This window comes from Alcaligenes sp. SMD-FA (genome assembly GCF_025960365.1).
GTDB classification, from domain to species: Bacteria; Pseudomonadota; Gammaproteobacteria; order Burkholderiales; family Burkholderiaceae_B; genus Alcaligenes; species Alcaligenes aquatilis.
Window position 1 is genome coordinate 1709742 of record NZ_CP110108.1, and the last position, 24800, is coordinate 1734541.

Annotated in this window: 28 protein-coding genes and 1 riboswitch; of the genes, 12 read left to right on the forward strand and 16 right to left on the reverse strand. The window is 56.0% G+C overall.

Annotated elements, in window-relative coordinates; translation table 11 throughout:
* Nucleotides 1-22: 22 nt before the first annotated feature.
* Nucleotides 23-481 carry a ferric iron uptake transcriptional regulator gene (fur, locus tag OKX01_RS07855; protein WP_094196464.1) on the forward strand — a complete coding sequence of 153 codons (459 nt, stop codon included), beginning with the start codon at nt 23-25 and terminating at the stop codon, nt 479-481.
* A 40-nt stretch (nt 482-521) separates the two neighbouring features.
* Nucleotides 522-986: a phosphoribosyl-AMP cyclohydrolase gene (hisI, locus tag OKX01_RS07860; protein ID WP_094196465.1), complete on the forward strand. Its 465-nt coding sequence runs from the start codon at nt 522-524 to the stop codon at nt 984-986.
* Between the two features lie 102 nt (nt 987-1088).
* On the opposite strand, the gene thiD is transcribed toward hisI, so the two are convergent.
* The 4 genes from thiD to OKX01_RS07880 form a co-directional block, all read right to left on the reverse strand.
* Entirely contained in the window at nt 1089-1895 is an 807-nt protein-coding gene (gene thiD, locus OKX01_RS07865) for a bifunctional hydroxymethylpyrimidine kinase/phosphomethylpyrimidine kinase (protein WP_264672742.1), read from the reverse strand.
* Entirely contained in the window at nt 1892-2365 is a 474-nt protein-coding gene (locus OKX01_RS07870; RefSeq protein WP_094196467.1) for an NUDIX hydrolase, read from the reverse strand. The genes thiD and OKX01_RS07870 overlap by 4 nt, the downstream gene beginning before the upstream one ends.
* A 44-nt stretch (nt 2366-2409) precedes the next feature.
* Nucleotides 2410-2528, reverse strand: a riboswitch (TPP riboswitch).
* 45 nt (nt 2529-2573) lie between these two features.
* Nucleotides 2574-2963, reverse strand: a complete 390-nt coding sequence (locus tag OKX01_RS07875; RefSeq protein ID WP_094196468.1) for a tautomerase family protein — start codon at nt 2961-2963, stop codon at nt 2574-2576.
* 6 nt (nt 2964-2969) lie between these two features.
* Nucleotides 2970-3347 (reverse strand): hypothetical protein, encoded by a 378-nt coding sequence (locus OKX01_RS07880; protein ID WP_264672743.1) that lies wholly within the window; start codon nt 3345-3347, stop codon nt 2970-2972.
* Nucleotides 3348-3905: 558 nt separating this feature from the next.
* Here OKX01_RS07880 and OKX01_RS07885 point away from each other — a divergent pair.
* A complete protein-coding gene (locus OKX01_RS07885; protein ID WP_230018495.1) occupies nt 3906-4451 on the forward strand; it encodes a cytochrome b in 546 nt (181 codons plus the stop codon).
* Nucleotides 4452-4454: 3 nt separating this feature from the next.
* Complete coding sequence (locus OKX01_RS07890) at nt 4455-5387, forward strand: NAD(P)H-dependent flavin oxidoreductase (protein WP_094196471.1); 933 nt, start codon at nt 4455-4457, stop codon at nt 5385-5387.
* Between the two features lie 4 nt (nt 5388-5391).
* On the opposite strand, the gene OKX01_RS07895 is transcribed toward OKX01_RS07890, so the two are convergent.
* Nucleotides 5392-6360 carry a LysR family transcriptional regulator gene (locus OKX01_RS07895; RefSeq protein ID WP_264672744.1) on the reverse strand — a complete coding sequence of 323 codons (969 nt, stop codon included), beginning with the start codon at nt 6358-6360 and terminating at the stop codon, nt 5392-5394.
* An 88-nt stretch (nt 6361-6448) separates the two neighbouring features.
* Nucleotides 6449-7243 (reverse strand): AraC family transcriptional regulator, encoded by a 795-nt coding sequence (locus tag OKX01_RS07900; RefSeq protein ID WP_108727360.1) that lies wholly within the window; start codon nt 7241-7243, stop codon nt 6449-6451.
* A 93-nt stretch (nt 7244-7336) separates the two neighbouring features.
* On the opposite strand from OKX01_RS07900, the gene OKX01_RS07905 reads away from it, so the two are divergent.
* The 3 genes from OKX01_RS07905 to OKX01_RS07915 are packed head-to-tail and all read left to right on the forward strand — an operon-like array spanning nt 7337 to nt 8134.
* Nucleotides 7337-7591 (forward strand): hypothetical protein, encoded by a 255-nt coding sequence (locus tag OKX01_RS07905; RefSeq protein WP_094196473.1) that lies wholly within the window; start codon nt 7337-7339, stop codon nt 7589-7591.
* Nucleotides 7588-7731, forward strand: a complete 144-nt coding sequence (locus OKX01_RS07910) for a hypothetical protein (RefSeq protein ID WP_159086112.1) — start codon at nt 7588-7590, stop codon at nt 7729-7731. The genes OKX01_RS07905 and OKX01_RS07910 overlap by 4 nt, the downstream gene beginning before the upstream one ends.
* A gap of 16 nt (nt 7732-7747) precedes the next feature.
* A complete protein-coding gene (locus OKX01_RS07915; RefSeq protein ID WP_108727361.1) occupies nt 7748-8134 on the forward strand; it encodes a hypothetical protein in 387 nt (128 codons plus the stop codon).
* A gap of 88 nt (nt 8135-8222) precedes the next feature.
* Here OKX01_RS07915 and OKX01_RS07920 read toward each other — a convergent pair whose 3' ends face one another.
* The 10 genes from OKX01_RS07920 to OKX01_RS07965 all read right to left on the reverse strand — a co-directional run bounded on the left by OKX01_RS07920 (nt 8223) and on the right by OKX01_RS07965 (nt 20236).
* Nucleotides 8223-9845, reverse strand: a complete 1623-nt coding sequence (locus OKX01_RS07920; protein WP_264672745.1) for a copper resistance CopC/CopD family protein — start codon at nt 9843-9845, stop codon at nt 8223-8225.
* A gap of 47 nt (nt 9846-9892) precedes the next feature.
* Complete coding sequence (locus tag OKX01_RS07925; protein ID WP_108727363.1) at nt 9893-10429, reverse strand: YcnI family protein; 537 nt, start codon at nt 10427-10429, stop codon at nt 9893-9895.
* Between the two features lie 52 nt (nt 10430-10481).
* Nucleotides 10482-10907 (reverse strand): DUF2946 family protein, encoded by a 426-nt coding sequence (locus OKX01_RS07930; protein WP_413544466.1) that lies wholly within the window; start codon nt 10905-10907, stop codon nt 10482-10484.
* Between the two features lie 77 nt (nt 10908-10984).
* Nucleotides 10985-11392, reverse strand: a complete 408-nt coding sequence (locus OKX01_RS07935; protein WP_125277850.1) for an NUDIX hydrolase — start codon at nt 11390-11392, stop codon at nt 10985-10987.
* A 112-nt stretch (nt 11393-11504) separates the two neighbouring features.
* Nucleotides 11505-12125, reverse strand: a complete 621-nt coding sequence (locus tag OKX01_RS07940) for a glutathione S-transferase family protein (RefSeq protein WP_264672746.1) — start codon at nt 12123-12125, stop codon at nt 11505-11507.
* A 21-nt stretch (nt 12126-12146) separates the two neighbouring features.
* Complete coding sequence (locus OKX01_RS07945; RefSeq protein WP_094196482.1) at nt 12147-12749, reverse strand: ATP-dependent Clp protease proteolytic subunit; 603 nt, start codon at nt 12747-12749, stop codon at nt 12147-12149.
* Between the two features lie 458 nt (nt 12750-13207).
* A complete protein-coding gene (locus OKX01_RS07950; protein WP_230018475.1) occupies nt 13208-14695 on the reverse strand; it encodes a surface lipoprotein assembly modifier in 1488 nt (495 codons plus the stop codon).
* Nucleotides 14696-14810: 115 nt separating this feature from the next.
* Nucleotides 14811-15689 (reverse strand): Slam-dependent surface lipoprotein, encoded by an 879-nt coding sequence (locus OKX01_RS07955; protein ID WP_094196484.1) that lies wholly within the window; start codon nt 15687-15689, stop codon nt 14811-14813.
* Between the two features lie 64 nt (nt 15690-15753).
* Complete coding sequence (locus OKX01_RS07960) at nt 15754-18939, reverse strand: TonB-dependent receptor domain-containing protein (RefSeq protein ID WP_264672747.1); 3186 nt, start codon at nt 18937-18939, stop codon at nt 15754-15756.
* A 316-nt stretch (nt 18940-19255) separates the two neighbouring features.
* Entirely contained in the window at nt 19256-20236 is a 981-nt protein-coding gene (locus OKX01_RS07965; protein ID WP_264672748.1) for a helix-turn-helix domain-containing protein, read from the reverse strand.
* Nucleotides 20237-20377: 141 nt separating this feature from the next.
* On the opposite strand from OKX01_RS07965, the gene OKX01_RS07970 reads away from it, so the two are divergent.
* The 5 genes from OKX01_RS07970 to OKX01_RS07990 all read left to right on the forward strand — a co-directional run bounded on the left by OKX01_RS07970 (nt 20378) and on the right by OKX01_RS07990 (nt 24787).
* On the forward strand, nt 20378-21442 hold the full coding sequence (locus OKX01_RS07970; RefSeq protein ID WP_240631588.1) for a class I SAM-dependent methyltransferase: 1065 nt from the start codon (nt 20378-20380) through the stop codon (nt 21440-21442).
* 5 nt (nt 21443-21447) lie between these two features.
* Nucleotides 21448-22683 (forward strand): MFS transporter, encoded by a 1236-nt coding sequence (locus tag OKX01_RS07975; RefSeq protein WP_264672749.1) that lies wholly within the window; start codon nt 21448-21450, stop codon nt 22681-22683.
* A gap of 160 nt (nt 22684-22843) precedes the next feature.
* A complete protein-coding gene (moeB, locus tag OKX01_RS07980; protein ID WP_413544473.1) occupies nt 22844-24016 on the forward strand; it encodes a molybdopterin-synthase adenylyltransferase MoeB in 1173 nt (390 codons plus the stop codon).
* 19 nt (nt 24017-24035) lie between these two features.
* Nucleotides 24036-24443 carry a Mov34/MPN/PAD-1 family protein gene (locus OKX01_RS07985; RefSeq protein WP_003801262.1) on the forward strand — a complete coding sequence of 136 codons (408 nt, stop codon included), beginning with the start codon at nt 24036-24038 and terminating at the stop codon, nt 24441-24443.
* A gap of 71 nt (nt 24444-24514) precedes the next feature.
* Nucleotides 24515-24787, forward strand: coding sequence for a MoaD/ThiS family protein (locus tag OKX01_RS07990; protein WP_264672750.1), 273 nt, complete (start codon nt 24515-24517; stop codon nt 24785-24787).
* Nucleotides 24788-24800 lie beyond the last annotated feature (13 nt).

A 24800-nucleotide genomic window follows, 5' to 3' on the forward strand; every position in this document is an offset into this window, starting at 1 on the left:
CCCATTCAATCAGGAGTGCGCCATGACGGATTCAAAAGAGCTTAAAGAGCGTGGCTTGAAGGTGACCACAGCCCGTATCCAGATTCTTGAGATATTCCAGGCCCCCGGCATTCGTCATTTGACGGCAGACGATGTGTATCGCCAATTGATACGACAAGGCAGCGAGATCGGCCTGGCGACGGTCTACCGTGTGTTGACCCAGTTGCAACAGGCAGGCTTGCTAAAGCAGGTTTATTTTGAATCTGGCCGGGCGCTCTATGAGCTGGATGACGGCGAACACCATGATCACCTGATCTGCACGGACTGCGGACGTGTGCAGGAGTTTCATGACCAAGCTATTGAGCAGCGACAAAAAACGATTGCTCAAGAACGGGGCTTTCAGGTTCTGGAACATAGCCATGTGCTGTATGGCCGTTGCCTGAAAGCGGATTGCGAATATCGCCCGGAACCCATGATGACAAGGAGAAAACGTGAAGACTGAAGGACAAGAAACCAGGTCTGCTGAAAATGCGACAGTCCAAATGAGCCGCCGAATCTCGGTGGAGCAAGTGGAAGAGGGCCACGAACTGGCCCCCAAGTTTGATGAGCACGGCTTGATTGCTTGCATCACGACAGACGCTAGCAATGGCGAGGTCTTGATGTTGGGTTACATGAATCGGGAAGCCCTGGAGAAAACCATACAGACAGGGCAAGCCCATTACTGGAGCCGCTCGCGTCAAATGCTCTGGCATAAAGGTGCCAGCAGTGGACTGGTGCAGACGGTAGAGGAAATGCGTATCGACGACGACCAGGACGCGGTGTGGCTACGTGTGCGGGTAGCCGGTTCCGGAGCCAGTTGCCACGTGGGCTATTACTCCTGTTTCTACCGGCAGGTGCCGGTGGGTGCCGAGCATAGCAAAGGTCAGGATCTGGTCTTTGTCGAGTCCGCCAAGACCTTTGATCCCAAAGAAGTGTATGGGGATGTGCCCAATCCCACTGTGCTGTAGTGTTTGTTTCATTCAATGGAGCCGCTTGACTGTTCGCACTCGTAAAACTGCAGGGCAGTCAGACTGAACATCGCATAGCGATCAGTTGTAATGGGAGAGAGCTTACTTGAGAGGCCATAAAGCATGGAAATGATGCACCGGACCTTGCCCCAGGCCGATCTGCAATTGGTCGGCAGCGGCCAAAGCGCCATTCAGGTATTCCTTGCCCAAACCCACCGCAGTTGGCACGCTGCGCCCCGGTAGCAGGGCCGCAATGGCGGAGGATAGCGAGCAGCCCGTGCCATGTGTGTTGCGTGTCGGGATGCGGGGCGACTGAAAAACATGGCTCTGCCCCTGACCTTGCAACAGATCCACACTGTCCGGGCCGTCCAGGTGGCCGCCCTTGAGCAGCACCCATTCAGGGCCCAGCAAGCACAACTCCTTTAAAGTGCTGTGCATTTCTTGCAGCGAGGCGGGTTCCGGTTTTTGCAGCAAATCGCCTGCTTCGGGCAAGTTGGGGGTGAGCAGGGTACACATGGGCAGCAGCTTGTCGCGCACCACGGAGACGGCTTCGGGGCTGAGCAAACGGTCCCCGCTTTTGGCAACCATGACCGGGTCCAGCACAATCGGGCAGTCCAGGCCGTGATGGTGCAGGCGGTCTGCAATCGCTTCCGCAATCCCTGCATTGGCGACCATGCCGATCTTGATGGCATCCACGCGCACATCCTCAAACACCGCGTCCAACTGGTCCGCCACAAAGTCCGGCTCCAGCGCCACAAAACGCCGCACGCCCTGGGTGTTCTGCGCGACCACGGCTGTAATTACGCTCATGCCGTAGGCACCCAAGGCGTACATGGCTTTCAGATCAGCCTGAATACCAGCGCCGCTGGTCGGGTCTGTGCCCGCAATACTCAATACATTCGGAATCATGCTTGGCCTACTTGATCTTGAGTGGCAGCCAATGCCAGTGCCTGGCGGGCAACTCGGACGACGTCAAAACTGTGTGCTACATCCAGGCTGTTCAGTTCCGCATTGCTGAACCAGCGTGCGTCCAGGGCATCATCGCCTGCCTGCGGCTCACCTTGCTGCCAGCGAAACAGCACAGCAATCAGAATGAAGTGTGAATAGGCCAAGGGTGTGGTGCTGGGCTCGCGGTCAAACACATCCAGCGCATCAAAGACCTGCAAGGCCTGGCCTTGTATGCCGGTTTCTTCGGCCAATTCCCGATGGGCCGCCGCCATGATGGTTTCGCCCGCGCGGATTTTGCCGCCCGGAAAGGCCCAGCGTCCGGCATCGGGCCGATTGGCGCGGCGTATCAGCAAAATCTGGTCTTGACGGATGACGGCAGCCAGGGTGGCGGCAACCGGGCCGACGGGGGCGGGAGAGTGGTCAGACGACAAGATAGCAACTCCTACTCAAGGATAGCCATCCGGCAGCAAGCGGCGAGCAGGTACATACCCGTCCCTTCGCCGGCATGACCCGGATCAGGTTCAACGGGTCACTGCGGTGCAATCTGCTCGGGCAGTTTCTCAGCCTGCTCGCCAGGCTCCCCTCGGTGAAAAGACCGTTCTTGTTAAAACGGTCTGGGCGAGTATACCTGTCTTTCGCCTACAACTCCCCCGTCAAAAACTGCGCTCGCCCACGCCCGAAGGACCAGTCTGCATCGCTGTTCTCGACCAGAGCGATGATCAGATCATCGGGTGATACGCCACAGTTTTGTTCCAGTCGCTCTGCCAGCAAACGGTAGAACTGGACTTTCTGACTCTCGCTGCGGGGGCGGGACACGATATGCAGCAGCACTACTTTGTCGCTGCGAGGGTAACCCAGGCCGGTGTCGTCCAGCACCAGCTCGCCGGGACGGTGCTGGGTGACGCATTGGTAGCGGTCGCTGGCAGGAACATCAAAGGCGTGCACCATGGCTTGGTGCGTGGTGTCAAGTAGCTGGCGTAGTTCGTCGTCGCTGCGGCCTTGGATCAGGTCAAATTTCAGTAGTGGCATGGTGGGTCATTCTTGATAGGAAGTGCGGTCTGCAAGGCCGTCGGGAGTGATAGCCATATCGTCGTACATCAGGCGTTCGGCTTCGATGAGCAAGGTTGATAGTTGCTGGTAAGCGGCGGCCCATTCATCGATAAGCTCGTTGCTGGCTATCCTCTCGCTCAGCTCTTCGCGTAGGGCTTGCAGCAGGAAAGTGTCCCCATGTGGGGCACGCTCGGACTGGATTTGGAGAGCAACGCGATTGTTGGTGATCTGGCTGGCCAAGGGACTCAGCGGTGGGGAGTCGCGCAGTATCAATTCATAAAAATAGGTGGTCAAGGCTTCACTGTCGCTTGCCAGCAGCGGCACAGCCGCCTTGATGATGTCGCGTTGAGCGTCTGTCAACATACAAGTCAAAAGCCAGGCAAGATGTGGCCATTTGTGCAGTCAACGAGATAGGCAGCAGGGTGGGTCACGGTATCAGTCTCCTAGTTTGAGGTTGAGATAGCGGCGCTATCCATAGGGAAGATAGAAGACTGAGTAGATCAAGTAAAATGATGAATAGTGAATTTATGGATCATTAATAATGATTAAAAAGCGATCCCTATAAGTGTTGCCTGGACGAGCTTTAGGCGTACTTGCAGACGGCCAGCAGGTAGGAGCCAGTGCCAGAGGGCTGAGATGATGAGGGTTGCCTGTCTGTCGCGTGAGGGCATGAGGAAAACTATCTGCTCATTGATCACTAAAAAAGATTTTATTTATCAATATTCATCATTTTACTTGATTGATAACTGCGCCTATCGTCAAGGCTCTGAGGACACCGTGACCCAGGCCCAGACCAGCAGGAGGCAAGGTGATGACCGAAGCTGGCCGCTTGTGCGTGTTGGGTAGGCGGCCCACGACGTATCACGTTGGGTATTGCACGGTAAAGGACTTGTCCTCGATGACCTTTTCAAGGAGCTAATCATGCAACTGCGAGACAACGGACTCAGGTTCTCGCCCATCACGATTGTGTTGCACTGGCTTATTGCGGCCTTGCTGTTTTCCATTCTGGGTTTGGAGGTGGCCATCGCCCAAAGCCCCGGTGAGGCGCGGCTGGTGCTGTTGCAAAATCTGCTGGGGACGCTGCTGTTCCTGATCTCCATCTACCGTTTCTGGGCGCGGGTGACGTCTTTTCATCCCTTGCCGGTGGGCTCGCCCAATCCGGTAGAGGTGATAGTGGCCCGTTCCGTGGCGATAGCCCTGGCCTTGGCGATGGTGCTGCTGCCCGTTGCTGTCTGGCTGTCCCGAGCGGCAGCGGGGGTGGCGGTGGAACTGCCCGGTGGTCTGGCCTTGCCGACCTTGATCAGCCCGAATGAGCAGCTCAAAGCCGTGGTCGATGTGTTGTTCAATATTGGCGCCACTGCCTTTTTGCTGGGGTTGGCCTTGCACCTTTTCGGGGCATTCAAAAACCATGTTGTGCTCAAAAATCTGGCCCTGCGGCGCATGCTGGGCAAACAGGTGGAGTTGTAAATCATGAGCGAAGCAAACCGAGTCTTTGCGGGCAATGTCATCACGCAGATGTGTGGTGTGCCATACCCGATCTTTTTGGCGGGCATGGCTGCAATTTCCGGGCCGCACTTGGTGGCGGCGGTAGCGAATGCGGGTGGGATGGGGGTGCTGGGCGGCTTGCGTCTGGCTCCCTTGACGTTGCGTAACTGGCTGCGGGAAACCAAAGCGCTGACGGACCGGCCTTTTGGGGTGAATATCGTGCCGCAGTTTGGTGGCCCGGAAGTGTTCGAGGCCCAGTTCCAGGTGATCTTGCAGGAGCGGCCCCGCATCTTGTCGCTGTTCTATGCCGAGGACTATTGCGCCGACCTGATTCCCCGCGCCAAAGACGCCGGCATGATCGTGATGGTGCAAACCGGCACGGTGGCACTGGCTCGCCAAGCGATGGCGCAGGGGGCCGACATTATCGTCGCCCAAGGCAGTGAGGGCGGTGGTCACCTGAATCGCGGCACGATTGGCCTGATGTCTTTACTACCTGCAATTCTGGACGGTGCGCAGGGCCGTCCCGTACTGGCCGCAGGCGGAATTGTTACCCGCCAGGATGTCAGAGCGGCCATGACCCTGGGGGCTTCTGGTGTACTGGTGGGCACGGCCTTTCTGGCCAGCGAGGAGTCCAATGCACACCCGCTCTACAAGCAAAAGATTCTGCAAGCCAGTACGGACGATACGCAATATCGCACCGGCTATTCCTTTGGCTGGCCCTATGGCACCCCGCATCGTGTGATTCCCAACCGCGACAAGTGGAATGTGCTGCGTTGGGTCGGGGGCGGGGCGCGGGCGATTGACAAGGACAGAATGGCCAGGAAACTGTCTTTGTATGCTGGTCAGGGCGTGGGCAAGATTCACAGCATTGTGCCAGCGGCAGAGCGGGTTGCGGAGCTGGTCTTGGGGCTGCCTTGATGGCTTATTGTGGCAAGGTCTGTGCGACGCTGTTGGACGGACCCACAGGCTGGCCGGTTAGAGCAGGCAGTTCGGCATGGCCTTGATCTGGCTTGGGCAATTGGGCGAACTGCGTTTGAGCCAGGGCCACAAAGCTGCGCAGGGCCGAGCCAGGATTGGTATCGGCACGACGGATAAACACGGTTTTCACCCGCGCAAGCTCAGGCGGCAGCGCGTGGCATTGCACGGGCAAGCGCAAGCTGCTGTTCTGGGCGATGGCTTTGGGCAGCAAGGTAATGCCCATGCCCGAGGCCACGCAGGACAGAATGCCGTCCAGCGTCCCCATTTCCATGATCTGGTTGGGCACCAGCCCGGCCTGGTAAAACCAGTGTTCCAGCGTAGAGCGGTAAAAGCAGCCGGTTCTAAAGACCAGAACCGTTTGTTGGGGGATTGTTTCGATCAGGGCAGGCAAGGACTCCACCGTTTTGCTGCTGACCAGCACCAGCTCTTCCTCAAACACCTCTTCTTGAATCAGGGCCGGGTTTTGATGAAAACCACCGACAAAAGCACCATCTAGCTGGTGGGTCTCGATGGCTTTAATCAGCTCTGCCGTGGTGCCGGCTTGTAAGGACAACTGAACCTGGGGGTAGCGCTCGCGGTATTGGATCAGAACCTGGGGCAGGCGGATGGCAGCCGTGGTTTCCATGGAACCCAGGCGCAGCAGACCGCTGGGCGTGCCCGTGTCTTGCAGGGCCGCACGGCTTTCGTCGGTCAGTTGCAAGATACGGCGGGCGTAGTCCAGAAAAGTATGGCCAGCCGCAGTTAGCACCACGCCGCTTTTCTGGCGTATGAACAATTGCTGTTCCAGCTCTGCCTCCAGCTCTTTGACGCGCATGGTGACATTGGATTGCACGGTGTGTACCTTCTGGGCAGCGGCCGTAAAGCTGCCATGCTCGGCAACCGCACAAAAAATCCGTAATTGGCGCATTTCCATACCGGCTTTCCTATGTCTAAAAGTGATGTTTGGGTTTTCGTTCAATCACTTTATGACATTTCCGATGCGTCGTACAGCGCAGAAGGGGCTAGGTTGAAAGTTGGTGACGGTAGTTGGCCGGGGTATGCCCAAAGCTGCGCCGAAACAGGCTGATAAAGGCGCTGGGGCTGGAATAACCCAGATCATAGGCAATGGTGGCTACTGGAACACCGGCCGCCAGCATTTCCAGGGAGCGCATCAGGCGGGCGCGTTGCCGCCAGGCGGTGAAGTTAAAGCCGGTTTCGGTCACGAAACGGCGGCTTAAGGTACGCAGACTGACCGCTGCCCAGCTCGCCCAGTGCTCCATGCCCTGGTTGTTGCTGGGGTCGGCAATCAGGGCGCGAGCAATGCGTTGCAAGCGCGGGTCCCGGGGAAGCGGCAGCCCAAAAGGCTCGACGGGCAGGGTACGGATTTCATCCAGGATAACGGAGGCAATATGCGCCTGTTCTTGGGGCAAGGGGGCAGCGGGAATCAACTCCCAGGAGCAGGCGCGCAGCACGGCTTCACGCAACAGGCCCGAGGTACGCAAGGTGCAGGCGTGGGCGGGCAGGTCGGCGCAGGCCGCTTCGTCTATATAAACGCTCCAGCCATGATAAGGGCCGTGCGATTGGCCCGAGTGCAGGACATGCGGCGGCAACCAGACGGCATGGATAGCGGGCACCACCCAAACGGCGTCTTCCACCCCGACGGAAAGCAAGCCGCGCAGAGAACCGAACAACTGCCCGCGAGCGTGCTGATGGGGGCGCGAGGATAGCTCCGAGTCGTGATTACCGGTGACGGCGAACAGCACAGGATGCTCGGGGAAGTTCAGAAAATCATGCAGACCTATTTTTCGTTCAGGCATGGCGTAATTTTGTTATTCATTGACCGATACAGTGTACATCTGCCAAAACCTTTGTGCTTACACTGAAAGCCTTGATGAACAAAGGAGCGATACATGCAAGCACATGACATTCTTCCCGATCACGCCAGCGAAGTTCAGATTGCTGGCACCACTATTCGCAAAGGCACGGTTGGCGCCTTTCTGGCCAATGCAGCGACGTTGCGCCAGCCTGGTGTCAGCGATGCACAACGTCAGCGTGCCTTGAACGATATTGTGGCGGCCTTGCCAGCCTTGAAAGCCTTGGGCTTGTTTGATGCCTTGGAGATTCGGGACCCTCAATTGCGTGATTTTGTGGAGTCCAGGCTGTGATGAGAGGTGAAGGCGCAACGGTTCGTCCGTATTGGCTGCGCGATACCGCCTGCTTGTATTTATCCGGCGGCTTGATGCGTGCCTTTGGAGGCATCCCCTATTTAGGCGTGCGCCGCTTTGATAGTGGCTGTCTTTATTGATGGCAAGGAGCCGCTTATGCAAGTCGATGACACGCAGTTTCCATTGGTGTTTTTAAGAGAACACAGCCCGCAGCAAACACCGCAACAGGCGCAGGATCAATTAGAGGCCTTGTTGAATCGGGGCCAACGCTTTGTCTTGCTGACTGACAGAATGGGCGGTGAAGATCCTGCTCATGAAGAAAGCCATGAAGATCGCAAGCAACGTGCCCTGTTTTTCAAGCAGAACAAGCCGCGTTTGAAGGCGTTGTGCGCTGGCATGGTGGTGATCAGCAAGGGGCGGACCATCCCTGCCGCCGCACGCTTGGCGCAGCAAACCTTGGGCCGGGTGTTGGGCCTGCAATTCAGTTTTGTTGTGGATGAGGGCGAGGCACGGCTTGAAGCCAGCCGTTTGCTGGCCCGTTAAATTGCGGGCGGCATGGCTGCCAGAAAGAGGAAGTCAGATCAAAAGAGGGACCACAGGCCGTGTGATGCGGCCTGTTTTTGTGTGCGATTTAGTTGGCTTGCAAATCCAGCGTGCTATCCAGGTGTATGCGTTCAAAGTCTGAAATCAGCACCTGAATACGAATATCCCAGCTGGCCAGATGCGGCAGCTCGACATTACTCACCTCCCATTGATCCTGCCGCGTGAGTTCCGCCGGAAAGGTAATGGACTCCACTCCGGCTTGCGGGTTGCTGAAAATCACCTCCACCTCTTGAGCCTTCAGGGGACTGAAATCCGGCTCGTATAAAGAGACGGTCAGAATGGCCGGGTGCTGGGTGGTGGCCGGGATGTACAACAGATCCGCCATACCGGCTTCGGTATGAATATGGCTGGAAATGCTGGGTGGAACTAGTTGGGCCAGGGCGCGCGGGGGCGGGGTGAAGCGCCATAATGCGGCCACGGCCAGGATCAGCACCGCCAACACATATTCCAGACGAACCACACGTCGCAGAGCCTGTCGTGCATCGCTACGCTGTTGTAAGACGGCTTGGGTCAGGCGATAGCGGTTGTAGGCTCCCAGAGCCAGCAAGAGCAGGACCAGAATCAGCTTGGCACTGAGCACTTGTCCATATCGGCTTTCCCATAAAGAAGCGAGCTGATCAAATTGCACGTAGATTAGCGCGGCTCCGCTCAGGACCAGAACCAGCAGGACAGCGGGAATCCAGCGCGAGAACAGCGTCAGCAAGCGGGATTCCTGAGCATGCTGAAGTGCATAAACCAAAGGCAGGAAGGAACCAATCCACAGTGTCAGCGCCACGACATGCAGCCAGACACTGGGCCGAGATAGCCAGACGGGATCTGCTGTGCTGGCATGTCCGCTGGACGCCAGGGAAGCTCCCAGAAGAATCAGCGCCAAAGCAGCCAGCCATTTCTGACTAGTGGCGTTTCTTGCATTCCAGGAAAGGGCGGCACAGGCCAGGGCGACCCAGCCCAGCGGCACGGCCAAGCCCATCGAGGTGGATGCCGCCGTTTTCCAGGCCGATGTGCTGAACAGGGCGGACAGCGGCAAATCCAGCGCATCGACACCGACCAGGCCCAGGTTCAGCAATAAGGCGACGGCACCTAAAGCCAGCATTCGTGGTGCGATATGACTTTGCGGGTTTGATGCGTTGTTTGATGCTGGACCCAGAGCGCGGTAGACCACCCAAGCTATCCCTGTAAACAGGCCCACATAGCCCAGAAGTCGGGCCAGCCAGATCAGTCCATTTCTGAGGGGATTGCTGTGGGTGCTGTCCACCAGATTTGAGCTGGGCGCCCCAATGGAAAATGTCAGTGTTCCGCCTACGGGATGGCCGTCAGCAGAAATAACCCGCCAGCTCAGTCCATAAGTACCCTCGGTCTCCATGGGCGGCAAGGCCAGTTCCAGCCGCTGGTCTTGCATCAAAACGTCCCCCAGTTCTTCGGAGGAACCGTCGGGACGAATCAAGGTCATCAGCAAGGGGGAGACGGACTCATTGAAACTTAGGCTGGCGGTTCTGGGCGACTGGGCCAGTATTGTGCCGCTATCGGGCTTGCTGGCCACCAAGGACGCATGAGCATGCAGAGCTGGCACCCAGGCCAGCAAAAGCAAGGCGATCAGCAGCACAAGCAATGGGTGGCAGCATGCCTGCCTATGCAGGGACTGGGTTTGCATAAGATCTCCTTTAGGCGGATGTCCAAGGGCAGCCGCCGCCTGGGTGTCTACGGTTTGGGCAACAGTTGCAGCGCAGGAGCAGGGGCGTCGGAATGGTCAGCCGCTTTCTGGGTGTCCGGTGCCGCTTGATCAATCCAGCGCTCCACGCCTTGCTCGCATTCCTGCACAACCGGGAAGTAGAGCGTGCTATTGGGTTTGAGCTCATCGCCTAAGTAGCTGATGAACACGAACTCGTCATAGTGCTCGTCCTGCAAAGGGCCGCCAGCCCAGACCACTTCCTGAACACCGGAGCTGACTTTGGCACCCCAACGCGTATAGGCCTGCTTGTAGTCACCTTTTACGGTTTCCAGCGTCCAGCCTGCTTTGGGTTGTGGTTTGACGCCGACCACGCCTTCCGGAATACGGACACGGATTTTGGTGGTGGCAGAGCCTTTGCAGCCATGCGGCACGGACAGAACAGCCTTGTAGCTGCTGCCCACCGGGGCTTGCTTGGTTTGCAGGGAAACGTGTGCAACAGCGCAAGAGGCGAACAGCACAGCAGCCATGCCCAGAATGGCACGGGAAGACATAGAAGAAATCGACATGAAAAACCTCGGCTAGATAGAAAAAGAAAGACCGTCAAAGGACGGGGATATATCAAGCGAGGGATAAGGGTGGGGCGCGTGACCCTAAAGGTGGGCCTTGTGCGGGTAGCGGTGGCCGGGTTTGATTGCTTTCGACCAGTAAAACCGGTCGATACGTAATCAGGCTGATCAGAACAGGTGCATCCAGCGTTGGCAATAAAGCGGGAGAAGCCGCGATGCCAAAGGGGCAGTCCTGCTGCGTGTGATGGGTATTGGAATCCGCTTGACCATCCTGGCCGATCAGATCAATCCAGAGCGTATTTGCTGAATTGCCCGCAGTACAGAAGGTAATGGCAAAACCATTGTCTTGTGCAGAGCGGGTAGGCATATAGCCTGCTGGGACGATGGCGCGACAGACGTAGGCTAGCAGAGCCAGGCAAAACAGAAATTGCCAGACTCGGATTTCGCGAAAAACGAAATGGGGACCCAGGGCGCGCATGCGGAAAAGTATATTACAAAAGAGGTGGCCGACAGATGAGGTGTTTGTCAGTTATCTGGCGCCAAACTTTAAGTGTTTTACTCTTTACGCTGTTTAATAGCGGCGACGGCTAGCTGGGTCGCCACCGTCAAAGGCCCTGGCAGTTGGTCCAATGCAAACCAGTCCATGCCGCTGTGCTTTTCTGGCTCCTGCACCACCGCTTGGCCGGTGAAAGATGTCACCCAATAGACAGGCGCAACCCAGTGCTCTCCTTTGTTGGCATCAATCTGGTTCACATTGACCAGCAGCTCCAGGCTATCCAAACGCAACCCCACTTCTTCCATAATTTCGCGTTTGACGGCTTGCTCCAGGGTTTCCAGCCAGTCCACTTTGCCGCCCGGGATGCCCCAGTGCTCGGCTTCCGGCTCACGTACGCGCTTGAGCAGCAAGATTTTTTCGTTTTGCATAATGACTGCACCGCAGCCCACTCGTATGGTTTCGTCCATGTCTACGTCTCTAGTTTGTTAAAAGGGCGTCAAGTGGCCCCCAGCGTCAATCACACGTAAAAAAAGCCGCGAACACAGGGGGCGGCTTGGCTTAGCTAAGACAAAGCAGCGTTTAGGGAAAACCGGCACATTGTTCTAGAAACGCAGGCCGTGAGGCCAAGCGGTGGTAGTAGTCTTCGGCCGCCTGCAGTTTCGGGCGATCAAACGGCGTATTCAGCCAGCGGTGAATGGACAGGCCCAGAATAATATCGGCCAGGCTGAACGCCGGTCCGGCTGCATAGGCTTGGGTTTGAGCCAACTGTTTATCCAGAATGGACATCATCTGTGCCCAGGCCGATAACGATGCCTGGACCTGCCCCGCATCCTGGTGTTGAGGTGACTGCCGTACCAGGCTCATAAACGCATAGGACCAGGATGGGTTCAGCTCGCACGCCTGCCAGTCTATCCATTGATCTACCTTGGCCCGTTGCCAGGCATCTTGTGGATACAAGGCGGTGGGCGCTTGGCGATTGGCCAGATAACGCACAATGGTATGGGACTCCCACAGCACGCGATCCCCATCCAGCAGGACGGGGATCTTTGCGTTAGGGTTCAGCGCAAGGAATTCGTCCGTGTTGACGTCCTTGAAACCGAGGCCCCAATCCTGCCGCTCAAACTCCAGACTTAGCTCCGCGCAGGCCCACATGACTTTACGCACATTGATGGAGGATTCTCTGCCAAGAATGGTCAGCATGAGGGGGCTCTGAGGCGCAGATTATTTGTTGGCAGGCAGCAGTTCGTCACGGCGTTCAATGATGCGTGAGATCAGGCCATATTCTATGGCTTCCTCGGCACTCATCCATTTGTCGCGTTCGATATCGTCGCGCACACGCTCGATAGGCTGGCCGGTTTCACGGGCAATCACTTGAGCGATACGTTCGCGCGCTTTCATGATTTCCTGGGCTTGAATGGCCATATCGCTGGCCTGACCACCGGCGCCACCGCTGGGCTGGTGAATCAGAAAACGGGTTTGTGGCAGGCATACGCGTCGCTCGCGAGCCGCGCCCAGGAACAGGTGGGTGGCAGCACTGCCAACCCAACCGGTTCCCACCATGGTGACGGGCGAGGAAATAAAACGCACCACATCGTGGATGGCGTCGCCCGATTCTAGGTGGCCACCGGGCGAGGACACGATCATGGTGATGGGGGCGGTGGATTCGGCATCCAGCGCCAGCAGCTTGCGCACGGTTTCCGAGGCGAGCTTATCCGTGATGGTGCCAAAGACCAGCACAGTACGGGCGCGGAAGGCTTTTTCTTCCAGAAAGGCGCTATCTTGAGGGCTGGTATCAGAGCGAGTTTCTTTTTCTTGGCCAAGCATGGGTGAAGACTCCAAGGGATACGTGTTCTGTCTGCTAAGGAAAATCGATTGCTCGACTATATCCCGACTGATGATCAACCGGGCTTTCACTTGGCAATTTTTGTGGTTTTTTTTGTCCGGGCTGGGGGCGCCCAAGCGCGTTCCGAGCAGGCAGACAAATCAACAGCAGGGTGGTTTGCCCTGCATGTTCGTCATAGTCTCATGCTTGTTTGGTATTTGATCGGGAGAACAAGACCCTATCGTCCTGCTTCTTGGATCAGCATCCGAGAAAGGCGCTGATCTACAAGCTGTGGCTGGGCCTGGAGACCTGCCACAGAACCCCGATAGCTCATTGGAAACGCTTCTCTCAACAGTGACACGACGCCCCCTGTCACTAAAAAAGATACCTGTCGCTTCAGGCGCTTGATGCTAAAACGGGACTGCACCAGATCAGTTGCCAAGGTCGAAGAAGTCCCTGCTTAAAAACGCTTTTCCAGCTTCAGCGCGACTTCGGTTTGCTTGTATTTGAAGGCCCAGTCGATATTGCTGTTGTTGAAGGTGTGCTTCAGATACAGATTGGGCGTAATGCCTTGGAACGCAAAGCGTGGCATGCCCACGTTCAGGATATAAATCTGTTGCCGGTCCTTGCGCAGCCCACCCAAGAACAAGTCCTCGGCATCGTGACGGGTCTGCCGGTACAGTGCCGTGGCGTTGATGTTCAAGCCTGCATCAAAGGCCCTGTAAATTCCCAGATTTGCCATATAGCTGCGGCTTTGTGCGGTTTGCTGAGACTGCAGATTACGGGTGTAATTCAGGCCCCCGTAGACCACGGTTTTTGCATCGATCAGATACGAGCCGTACAAGCCTATCTGGTTCTCTTTGACGCCTTCAAAGTACTGCCGTAAATCGCCTTTGTAGGACAGGCTCTTGTGCTGGGCATTCACGCCCACTTGCAGCCTGTCGCTAAGATTGTGCTTCCAGTCCACGCGCCCACCCCAGGACTGATAGCTGGTGCGACGGTTGGTGTAATTGTTCTCGAACAAGGGCGTAATCGACAGGTCGTTTTTAGCGTCCTGATAGTTGTAGCCCGCGTAAATAATGCTGGTGTTGTCGCTGTAATAAATGTCCTTGGGCTCGGCTTGCTTGTGCTTGTCGTACAGATTGCCGTAGCTCAGGCCGCGCAGCAGCAGATTGTGGTTGCCGCTGAGCTGGAAACGCCGGTTCAAGGTCAGGTCGTAGACCATGGCCGTGGATTTGACCGGGTCCGGCATCTTGCGTACCGACGGAAAGCACCCAAAGAAATAGCAGGTGAGGAAGGTGTCTTGCTGGCCGTTTTCTTTGTTGATATTGCTGTTGTAGCCCAGGCCAATCGAGGCAGAGCCGTGCCAGGCATTGCGGTCTTGCAGGGCACCCTGAAAGCCTTCGATCACGGGTCGCACTTCATCCGGAATACCGGCAGAGGAAATCTGGCTGAACAGTTCCTTGGCTTCGCTGGATTGATAGTCCTCGAACAGTACGCGGGCCAGTTCGAGCTTGGCGCGCATCATATTGGGATCGCTTTCTTGAGCTTGGCGCAGCTTGCTGATCGCCAGGCTGTGATTGTCCTTGCTACGGGCCACCATCCCTTGAGCCATCAGCACCAAAGCAGGGTTGTGGCCGGGCAGCTCCTGATACTTTTCTACAAACTGATCCACCTTGGCCCACTGCTGCAGATTGATGGCGACATAAATGGCCGGTTCCAGATCGGTCAGCGTGGCATCAACGCTATAGGTTGTGCCGTTGATGGTGATCAGGGCCGAGGGGTCCACATCGGGCGGGGTTTCTTCCACTAAATGGGAGCGTTCGCGTTCGTTCAGATTGCGGTCGATTTGATTCAAAAGTCGGCGCGTATCGTCGTCGTTGGCTTGCACCGCGCTGGATGCCATGGCCAGCAGCAGGCACAAAAGGGGAAGGGCTCGCCCATGCATGAATGAAAACCTTGCAAGAAAAAGGGGAGATGGACGCAGGGTCCGGAGAGAAAGGGGATCGAGCTTGTCGATCCCCCTTTTCTTATGGCAACACTAGGGTGTTGTCAGAGGCGGATTACTGTTTGGCACCGCCGAAGGCCATGTCATTGGCACCGTTGGCTGGGTTGTAGTAAATACCTGCCAGGGCGTCAGCGGCTGCGCCGTAGAATTGGCCCTCAATTTTGGCTGTACTACCGCTAAAGTTTTTAGCGAAAGAGCCATCGGAAGCAATGGTTGTGCCATTAAACAAAACAGTACCAACCAGACCAGCCAGGGTACCTGTACCACCACCGTAGTTGGCGGTCAGGGTGCCTTTGGAGATACCTGCTTGAGTGCCAGGGTTGTACTGGTTGACGCCTACAACATCGTACTTGGCATTGACCAGGTTAGGCATGGCTGTAGTTGGGTTTTCGCCAGTGTAGAACACCGTGCGGTCAGCATGGCTCAGGTTCAGATCCGTGCTGCTTGCTGGAGGTGTGCCGGCTATGCGGGGAGCCCACTCACCAAAATACACTTCCTGGCCGGAAACCTTGGCAACTACTTCGCCACCGAAGTGGGGGTAGCCCGGCAGAGGATTGTTCAGTTGGCGATAGGCGTAAATTTGAGTGCCTGTTCCTACACCGCTGGTGATGGTATGGCGCCATGTTTCAGCAATGTTTGTTCCCAAGGGCATTTGAATATATCCGTTGCCATCAGCACCACCCAGCACTTGATTGGTTTGCCAAAGAGGACCGCTTTTGAAGCTCACCACACCCGATTGTTTGGTGGCGTCATATGGGTCAGTACCTGGCATGGAGATACCAGCTTCGCCTTGAGCCATCATTGTGGACTCTTTATTAGCCACTACAAATGCTTTCGAGGAACCACCAGCGACGGGGGCAGCGAAGCTGCTGGCGGAGGCCAGCAGGAAAGCCGAAACAATAGCCAGTTTTTGTACATTCAGACTTGCTTTCATTACGAACTCCATTAAGTGAAGAAAAAGGGCGTTTTTACGAAAACGACCAAAAAAACCGATTAACTTAAAAACGTGCTGTCATACCGACACGCACTGTCCGTCCAGGGGCCGGCATAGAGGTGCGGGCCATAGGGTCCAGGTAGTACTGATTAGTTAGATTGCTGATTGCCACGTCCACATTCAGGTTTTTCTGTACCTGATAGCTGGCGTAGGCATCGAACACCAAAATGGGGTTCCAGTAGTTCGTTCTGTTAAATGCCCAGCCAAGGCCACCAAAATGGCCTTCATCTTTGTTTTTCGCAGCGCTGTGATACACCGCACGTGCTCCGAGCAGTAGTTTCTTTTCCAGCAGGCGTGCACCGACATCCAGATTCAGGGAGTACTGCGGTTGCAGACTGGTTCTGGCAAAGGTGCGAGGGAAGCCTCCATCAACGCAGGCAGGAATGTTGTCGCTTCCTGCGGCTCCAGGGATGGGCATAAACGTCTGGGCGTAGTCGGCGTCGCAGAGCTGTTGCTTCAAGCGGTATGTGCCGCCAAAGTTCGCAAAGTATTTACCGCTATCCACGCGAGCTTGCAGTTCAATACCGGACATTTTCTTCTCGGCAAACTGCACGGTATTGAAGTCCCAGTCCCGGTCTATATAGTCTTTGATCCGGTTGTTGAAGTAATTGATCTTGACGTCTGCATATTCCAGGCTTGGGAAGTAGCTGCTCAGATTGTGGACATAGCCGATTTCCCAGTTGTAGGCATGTTCAGGACGAGTAGCTGCCCCGGTCGAGCGCTTGCTGCCGCCAGCCAATGCCATGGAGGATTCAAACAGGCTTGGAAAGCGTACAAATTCGTTGTAACGGGCATAAAGACGAATATCGTCTGTAATGAAGGCTGTCAGCCCGATGTGAGGAACCCAAGCATGGTCTTTTTGTTTTTTAGGTTCTTCCCATTTGTTGGGTATTTCAGATTCGTCTTGGTAAACAGGTTTGCGATTGCTTATCGAGGCAATGTATTTGTCTACTGTGCCTTTTTGTCCCTGCGCATCGGTGACTTGCTCTGTTGAGTCAATTTCGCCATTGGTAAAGGGGTTATTGGCAGTAAAACCTTTGTGACTTTCGCCAGAGGGAACAAAAACCGTTTCTTCGGTATAGCGATAGCCGTTAATTTTTCCTTTATGAAATGAATCGCCTAGTATTTCTTCAAATGATTTTTTGCTTGTATGCCCGAAAACGGCCTCCAGCATGCTCGGATCTAAATCGGAAATGAACTGCCAGTCTTCTTCATATTGCTTGTACAGGGGGAGTTCTCTTTCAATGATTTGGCCTTCGTAATCAGCAACTTCTTGGTTGCTCATTAAGCGCTGAACCTGGTAGTTATAGCCTTTCAGAGCAGGCTGAATTGCCCAGTTTTTATGCTGCTGACTACGCATTTCGGCCAGCTTGTCGTCGTACGACCAGTAGTCGCTATAGCGTGCACCAGCATTCACCTGCAGCCAGTCCACAGGCCGCCAGTCGAAGTTAAAACCAAAATTCCATTGCTGACGTGTCCCCGAGCGAGGCCCCATGTGGTTCACGCCCCAGGTCAATTCATTCAGGTGCTCGAGCTTCTCCGACGCGTCATGCTGCTTGAGCTTTTCTCGTGTGAAATCAGCCGATAAGCTCAGATCCAGAGTTGGGTGCAAAGTCATGGCGTTGCTAAGGTTCAGCCCGCTACGCCTATGGTCGGTAATTTGCAAGGCTCTGGGGATGATGTTGAAACGTCCGTCTGTATTGGGCAGCTTTTCTGGGGCGGTAGGCGGTACCCAAGCGCATTCAGAGCCGTTTGTGCCCAGGACATGGCAATTTGTGTAGTTGTCCCAGTCACCATCGCGTCCGTAATTAAGACCTTGGCCTTGAATCCCATAAATGACGTCGCCATTCTGATGACGCTCACTATCGCTTTGGGTAATCCAGGCTCCGGCCTTCAAGTTGATGAAACGACTGCCTTCGGGATTCCAGGAGTAGTTCAGGTTCCAGGTGTCTTGTTTGACCTTGCTATACGGGTTTTCGGTTTGGAGGATATTTTTTTCGCCATAGCCATCCAGGGCGTGGATGGCCCAGACCACGTTCCATGGCACGTTTTCGCCAAAGGTATGGTTGCTGCGCATGTAGCTCATATCAATGGCTTGATCATGAGGTAGGCGCAACGTGCCTTTCAGCAGCGTGGTTTCCAGTTCGCTGGATGTGTTCAGAACTTCTTCACCAGGACGGTAGTACTTGGCGATGTAGCTCACTCTGGGGAAGGAGTACGACGGGTTGTAGTCGCTATTTGCGTCCTCTTGCCAAGTGTCGTTCTCGTACTTCTCGCTACCCTTTTTACCGCTGTAATAGTTGCCGCGACTGCGGTAGCTGTAGGCGGCCAACAGGTCAAAATGTTCTTGTTGCGTGGCGATGGCCAGACGATAGGAGTGATCTTCAAAGTTGAAGTTCTTGCCGCTATTCCCGACTTTCGGCATACGGTCTGCAGAAATGTACTCAGGTAGAACAACGCTGTTGAGGCCTCCTCTATCAAAGACCGCCCCCGGAATATCGCGATAGTCCTTTCCGAAAATCCCAAAAGCCCGCTCATTCGGCTTGGTTGAATTCGTCGCTGTCTCCGCCTTCAGCTCAATCCCGAAGGTCTCGCCCGGTTTGACAATATCTTCCACCTGCAGCGTGCGGATCTGCACCGATCCGCCAATCCCGCTGGCGCCCGACGTCGCCGACACGCCTTTTTCCACCAGAATGCTGCTGATCATATTGGGATCAACATAGTTGCGGTTGGCGACCCCGGCCGGTCCCAGCCAGACTGATGTGGCCTGTTCCGTGCCGTCAATCGTCAGTGGAATGCGGCCTTCACCCTGGATACCGCGAATGTTCGGGTCCAGCGCGCCGCTATTGCGCGAGTCCCCCGCATACACACCATTCAGGCCCTTGAACAAGTCCCCCACGGAGCTGCCCTTGTATAGCTCGATTTCCTCCTTGCCGGCGTACACATTGGAGACGTCTTTCTCGAATACATCGGTTTTACCCGCCTCATCGCGGGTTTCTCGTACGACGGTAATGGTGTCCAGGCGAGTGGCTCGGTCCGTGTCATCCTGGCTCTCATCCTGACGGGAAGAGGGTGGGGCGCTGCCCACGCTTTGAGCCTGTGTCTGCCCGGCCCAGGAGGCCAGAATCAAGGCATACACCAGCGGCTTGAGCGCGTGTTTTTTGTGTAGGGGGGAAAGGGTAGCGGACATAGAACGAACCAGGGCTCCGTGTGAAAAATAACAATCTGTCGTGGGGAAAGGCTCCCGTTTGCTGGCCAGGTTCACCCCTTGTCTCAAAAGGTGGGGAATGGCACGGGGATATTATTCCTATTAATGAGAATAATTATCACTTAGATTGATATGCGGGACGGAGCAATTCCTATGCAGAACCGGAAATCCGCTGCAATGGCAGGAACTTGTCAAAGCAGAAGGGGAACTTTTCAGGGAGAGGGCCGCAGGGGGCGGCCCGAAAAGAAGGGTGGGCCTCTATGAATAAAGAGGCCGAAAACAGCGGAAATACAAGGGTTTAGGCGCGCTTGTTGCCAAAAATGGATTTGGGTGAGCGGCCAAAGTAGCGTGTAAAGGCGACGGAAAAATTATTGGGGTATTTGTAGCCCACTTGCCAGGCAGCCTGGGCCACTTGTTGGCCGGACTCCAGCAAGGTATAGGCTTTGCGCATACGCAGTTCCAGCAGCAGGCCGATAGGCGTGTTGTCGTACAGATAGCGAAAACCCTCTTTAAGCTTGTGCTCGTTAATGCCTACTGTCGTGGCCAGATACTCCACCGTGATAGGTTGATCCAGTTGCGAGCTGAGCAAATCGCGTGCTCGCTCAACCCGTTGAATATCATCTACCGACAGCGGGGCGCTGTTGGGGGCGTCGGGCGGAGCCAGGCGGTTGAACTGCTCGGCCAGCAAGCTTAGTGCATGGATTTGCAGGTTCAGCCTGTGGTGATGAATGGGCTGCTCCGGGGTGCACGGCTGCATATAGCGTGCCAGTGCCGCAGCATGGGCCATGGTGGCCTGGCTGCTGGCATGAAAAGACAGACGATGCAGTCCTACGCAATCCATCAGTTGGGTGGCGCGTTCCGGGCCCACGTATTTGTTCAAGGCCGCCTCGCTGATGACCAGCCGTAATTGCGATACGGATTGGTCCTCTTGATAGTGGCGTTCCCCCCGCAGGGATCGGAAAGCTGTCACCGTGGTATGGCCTGCCTTGAACAGCAGGTCTGAACTCTCCCGTCCCTGATAGGCCGACTGTCCTTGCAGACCCACGGTCACCACAATGACACGGCCCGCATGAGGGCCGTTGCTTTCTTCAACCAGCGATCGGCTGGGGTGATAGTGCAAACGGCCTAACAAAAACCCGTGTTCCAGCTCCACGCATTCGGAATAGCAGTGGCCCAGTTCTTCGGGAAGTTGCAGCCGGACTCGGCCATCGCTCAGAGCGCGGCATGATCTGGGTTCATCCGTGGTTAAGCGATAGCCACATTTGCGCGTATTCATCATTTCTCCTGCTAAAAGCGCCTCGCATATGAATTGCTCCGTTCAGCATAGATCTTAATGCAAATAATTCTCATTAAATATATATCATTTCTAGCTGTCATGGCAGAGGGAAGGGCCATTGTGGAATTTACGGAGGGAAAAACAGTGCTGGATCGATCGCAAGGAGACGTTGTTTTGCCGGAGCAATTGTTGCAGTCGCATGCGCTGCAAGCCTGTTGGGACGCGCAATTGGCGGGCTTAAGTGCCGATGCCTTGAACCTGGCTTTGGGGTATGGGGTGTTTGCGCATCTGGATCAGTTTATCGCTGCCCAGGAGTTGGCGCTTGTGCTCAAGTGGGACGCTGACAACACCGCTTATCTGCTGGAGTTGTTGTGGAGTCTGGAACTGCTGGAGTGTCAGTGGACCTGTCCGCGACGCTATCGCAGCCTGCCCCAAACGGCACGTTATCTGAATCCGGGTTCGGCGCAATATTGTGGCGATGCCTTGCTGTTTCGGCATGGCGTTTTGCGCCAGGTGGGCAATCAGTTGGAAGAGTTGCTGCGTAATGGCAAATCTCCTCCGGCGGATCCGGCCCTGATTCAGCAGGGTTGGGCAGCGGCGGCGCGCTCGCAAATTGCCCAGGAGCAAACGGCGGTAACGGCTGAGGTGGCCTGTGAGATTTTTGGGGCCGTGCCGCAGTTCTGGCGGGCGCAACGTTTGCTGGATTTGGGCGGTGGGCCGGGCCTGGTGGCTATTGCCTTGGCACAAGAGCAGCAGGACTTGAATGCCGTGGTGTTCGAGTACGAAGCAGCGGCGGCCGTCGCTCAGCAAAAAATTCTTGATGCCGGCCTGGAAACGCGTGTCAGCACCTTGGCCGGTGATCTGCTGGTGGACGATTTCGGGGCGGATTACGACCTGATCTGGTGCTCCTCCGTGCTGCATTTTGTGCCGGACATTCCCGCTTTGCTGGCCCGTCTGTATCGCGCCTTGCGCCCCGGTGGGGTGCTGGTGTGCTGTCACGCCGAAGTGCATAAGGAAGTCAGCAAGGCCAAACGGATTTTGCATTACTACCTGCATATGCGTATGCAAGGCCGCCAGGTGCTGCCGGAAGGGCAGTTGGCCCAGTTGCTGGAACAAGCCGGATTTGATGAGGTTCAGCAGTTTGATGAGGTGCGCTTTCCGGTTGCGCCCGTCACTGCATTGATTGCGCGCAAGGCGTGCAAAGGGTGATGAGAATGAAGACGTGGAAAGCGTGGGGGGCACAGCTGCTGTTTGGCTGGATGAATCTGGTGCTGGCTGTCCCCAGTATTTATTTGATGCTGGGCCTGCCCCTGGTGATGCGCCAGCATGGCTGGTCCGGCACCGAGATAGGCTTGTTTCAGTTGGCGGCCTTGCCCGCTGTTTTCAAGCTGGTGCTGGCCATGCCGGTGCAGCGCGTTCGCCTGGGGGGCGGGCATTTTGTGCATTGGCTGTGGTTGATGGCGGTCTTGTTGCTGGCTTTGTATGTAGGCATAGGCCGCGAGAATCTGATTGATCAGCGGACCCTGCTGTTTGCCCTGACGTTTGCCATCAGCATTGTGGCGACCTGGATGGACATCCCTTTGAATGCCTTGGCCGTGCAATACCTGCCGCGCGAGGAACAGTTGCGTGCGGGCAGTATTCGTTCTGCCGCCTTGTTTCTGGGCGCGATTGTTGGGGCAGGGGTGATGGTGCTGGTGCAGGCCCGCTGGGGTTGGCGGGCACCGTTCGCCTTGATGGGCCTGGGGCTGGTTGTGGGTTGTTTGCCCTTTGTGTTTCTGCGCTCTAAAGCGGGCTTGCACGTGGCAGAGGCCGAGCAGGCGCCGCCTGGTTTTGTCGCTGATTGGGTCAGTTTTTTTGGGCAGGAAGGGGCCAAGCAATGGACCAGCTTGCTGCTGACCAGCTTTCCCTTTATTGGTGCCGTCTGGTTTTACTTGAAACCCTTGATGCTGGACCAGGGCATGCCCCTGGAAGAGGTAGCCTGGACGGTCGGGATTGCTGGTGGCATTACCGGTGCCGTGTTCAGCCTGATTGGTGGTCGTTTGGCCTCATTCCTGGGTGCCGCGCGTGCCATTCCTATTTATCTGCTGGCGGCTTTGCTGTCTCTGGTTTTGCTGATGGTCTCGGTCTGGGCCAAGCTGGGCCCGGTGTGGCTGATCAGCAGTGCCCTGTTGATTGCTGCCAGCATGGGGGCGGTGTCGGCCTTGCTGTTTGGCCTGACTATGTTTTTCACCCGTAGACAGCGCAATGCTTCCGACTACGGTTTGCAGTCGACCATCTTCACCTTGGCGCGCATGGCTGTCCCGATTGCGGCGGGCATTGTGCTGGACCGCTTCGGGCAAGTCGTCATGCTGGGTGCCTTGACCTTAGGCGTTCTGTTCGCCTTTGTACTGGCTTGGCGCGTCCGCCACAGCGTTGGTGCCAGCACTGAAGTGTTGCTGCGCAGCCAGTAAATCCTCTGCTGAAAACGCCGGCGTACATAGGCTGCGTTGGCGTTCATCGTTTTTGCTCCGTTTTGCATAGAAATTAGAGCCCGAAGGCCATTGTGTCATTTTCAGTCATATTTGAGAATAAGTCTTGTTCGTATTTATATGTATTTAACCAGGAGTCATGATGACCTTGCCCCCTTTAGTTGAACCCGGTGAGCCCTTAAGCCGCGAAGAGGTGAACCGTTATAGCCGTCACCTTTTGATTCCCAATGTGGGCATGGAAGGCCAGCGCCGCATCAAAAATGCCAAAGTGCTGGTCATCGGGGCGGGGGGCCTGGGTTCGCCCACCTTGCTGTACTTGGCCGCGGCCGGGGTGGGCACACTGGGCATCATCGACTTTGACCGGGTGGATGAATCCAACCTGCAGCGCCAGATCATTCACACCGTAGACAGCATTGGCGAGCTGAAAGTGGAAAGCGCCAAGCGTGCGATTCACCAGCTCAACCCCCACATCAAGGTAGAAACCTATACCGACCGCTTGGAACCGGATATGGCGGTCGAGCTGTTCTCGCGCTACGACTTGATTCTGGACGGCACCGATAACTTCGCGACCCGCTATCTGGTCAATGATGCGTGCATGCTGGCCGACAAACCCTATGTCTGGGGTTCGATTTTCCGCTTTGAAGGCCAGGTCTCGGTGTTCTGGGAAAACGCGCCCGGTGGCATAGGCTTGAACTATCGTGATCTGTACCCCGAACCGCCACCCCCCGAGCTGGCTCCCTCTTGCGCGCAGGGCGGGGTGTTTGGTGTCTTGTGCGCCTCGATTGCCTCCATCATGTCCACCGAAGCCATCAAGTTGATTACCGGCATTGGTGATCCTTTGATCGGTCGTCTGATCGCTTATGACGCATTGGATATGTGCTACCGCGAACTGCCTATCCGTCGCCTGCCCAATCGTACGCCGGTCACTGAGTTGGGTGACTACCAAACCTTCTGCGGCCTGAACCCACCTGCTGATGCTATGGCCATTCCCGTGCCTGTCATGACGGTGTTGGAGCTGAAAGAACGGCTGGACCAAGTGCAAGCCCCCGTCCTGGTGGACGTACGCGATCCCAATGAATGGGAAATCGTGAACATTCCTGGCGCCATTCTGATGCCCAAGTCTCCCACCGTCGCTGCCGAGATTCTGGCTGCCTTTGGTCCGAATGCGGATCTGGTGATCTCGTGCCGCTCCGGTGCGCGCTCCAAGGCCGTGTGCGAAGAGTTGATCAAGTTGAATGCCCCCAAGGTGCGCAATCTGGAAGGTGGCGTGCTGGCTTGGGTAGAGCAGGTCGCTCCCGAATTGGCGTCTTACTAAGTTCGGGAAGGAGCACATCATGGCCTTGCAGATTCGTCGTTCTGCCTTGGAACAAGTTCTGAATCATGCCAAGCAGGATCACCCCATCGAGGCATGCGGACTGATTGCCGCCCAGGAAGGCTCGCTGGTGGCTGAACGTGTGCTGCCCATGCAAAACCGGGCGGCCTCGGAGGTGTTTTATCAGTTCGATTCGCGCGAGCAATTTCAGGTCTACCGCCGTCTGGATGAGGACGATCAGGAGTGCTGCGTGATCTACCACTCTCATACCGCCAGCCAGGCGTTTCCCAGCAAGGACGACATTGATTTTGCGGGCCATCCCGAACTGCATTACCTGATCGTGTCCACCTGGGATCAGGCCACGGTGCCGGTTCGATCCTTCCGGATTATCGATGGCGGTGTGACCGAAGAAACCATTGTGATTGTCTAGGGAACAGCGTCGCTCCTAAGGGGGCGTGCGTCCCGGCTGTTGGAAACCACTATTTCAAAGGAGTTTTAAGCATGTCCATTTCAGTCTCTATTCCGACCTTACTGCGTCCATTGACGAATGGCGAGAAGAAAGTCCAGGCCCAGGGCACTTCGGTAGGCGAAGTGATCGAGCATCTTGACGGTCAGTTTCCCGGCATCAAGGCACGTCTGATGAGCGGCGAAGACCTGCACCGTTTTGTGAACATTTACGTAAACGAAGAGGACATCCGTTTCAGCAATGGCCTGAAAACCGCCACCTGCGCTGGCGACAGCCTGACCGTACTGCCTGCCGTGGCAGGGGGCTAAGACCGCCTGGTCT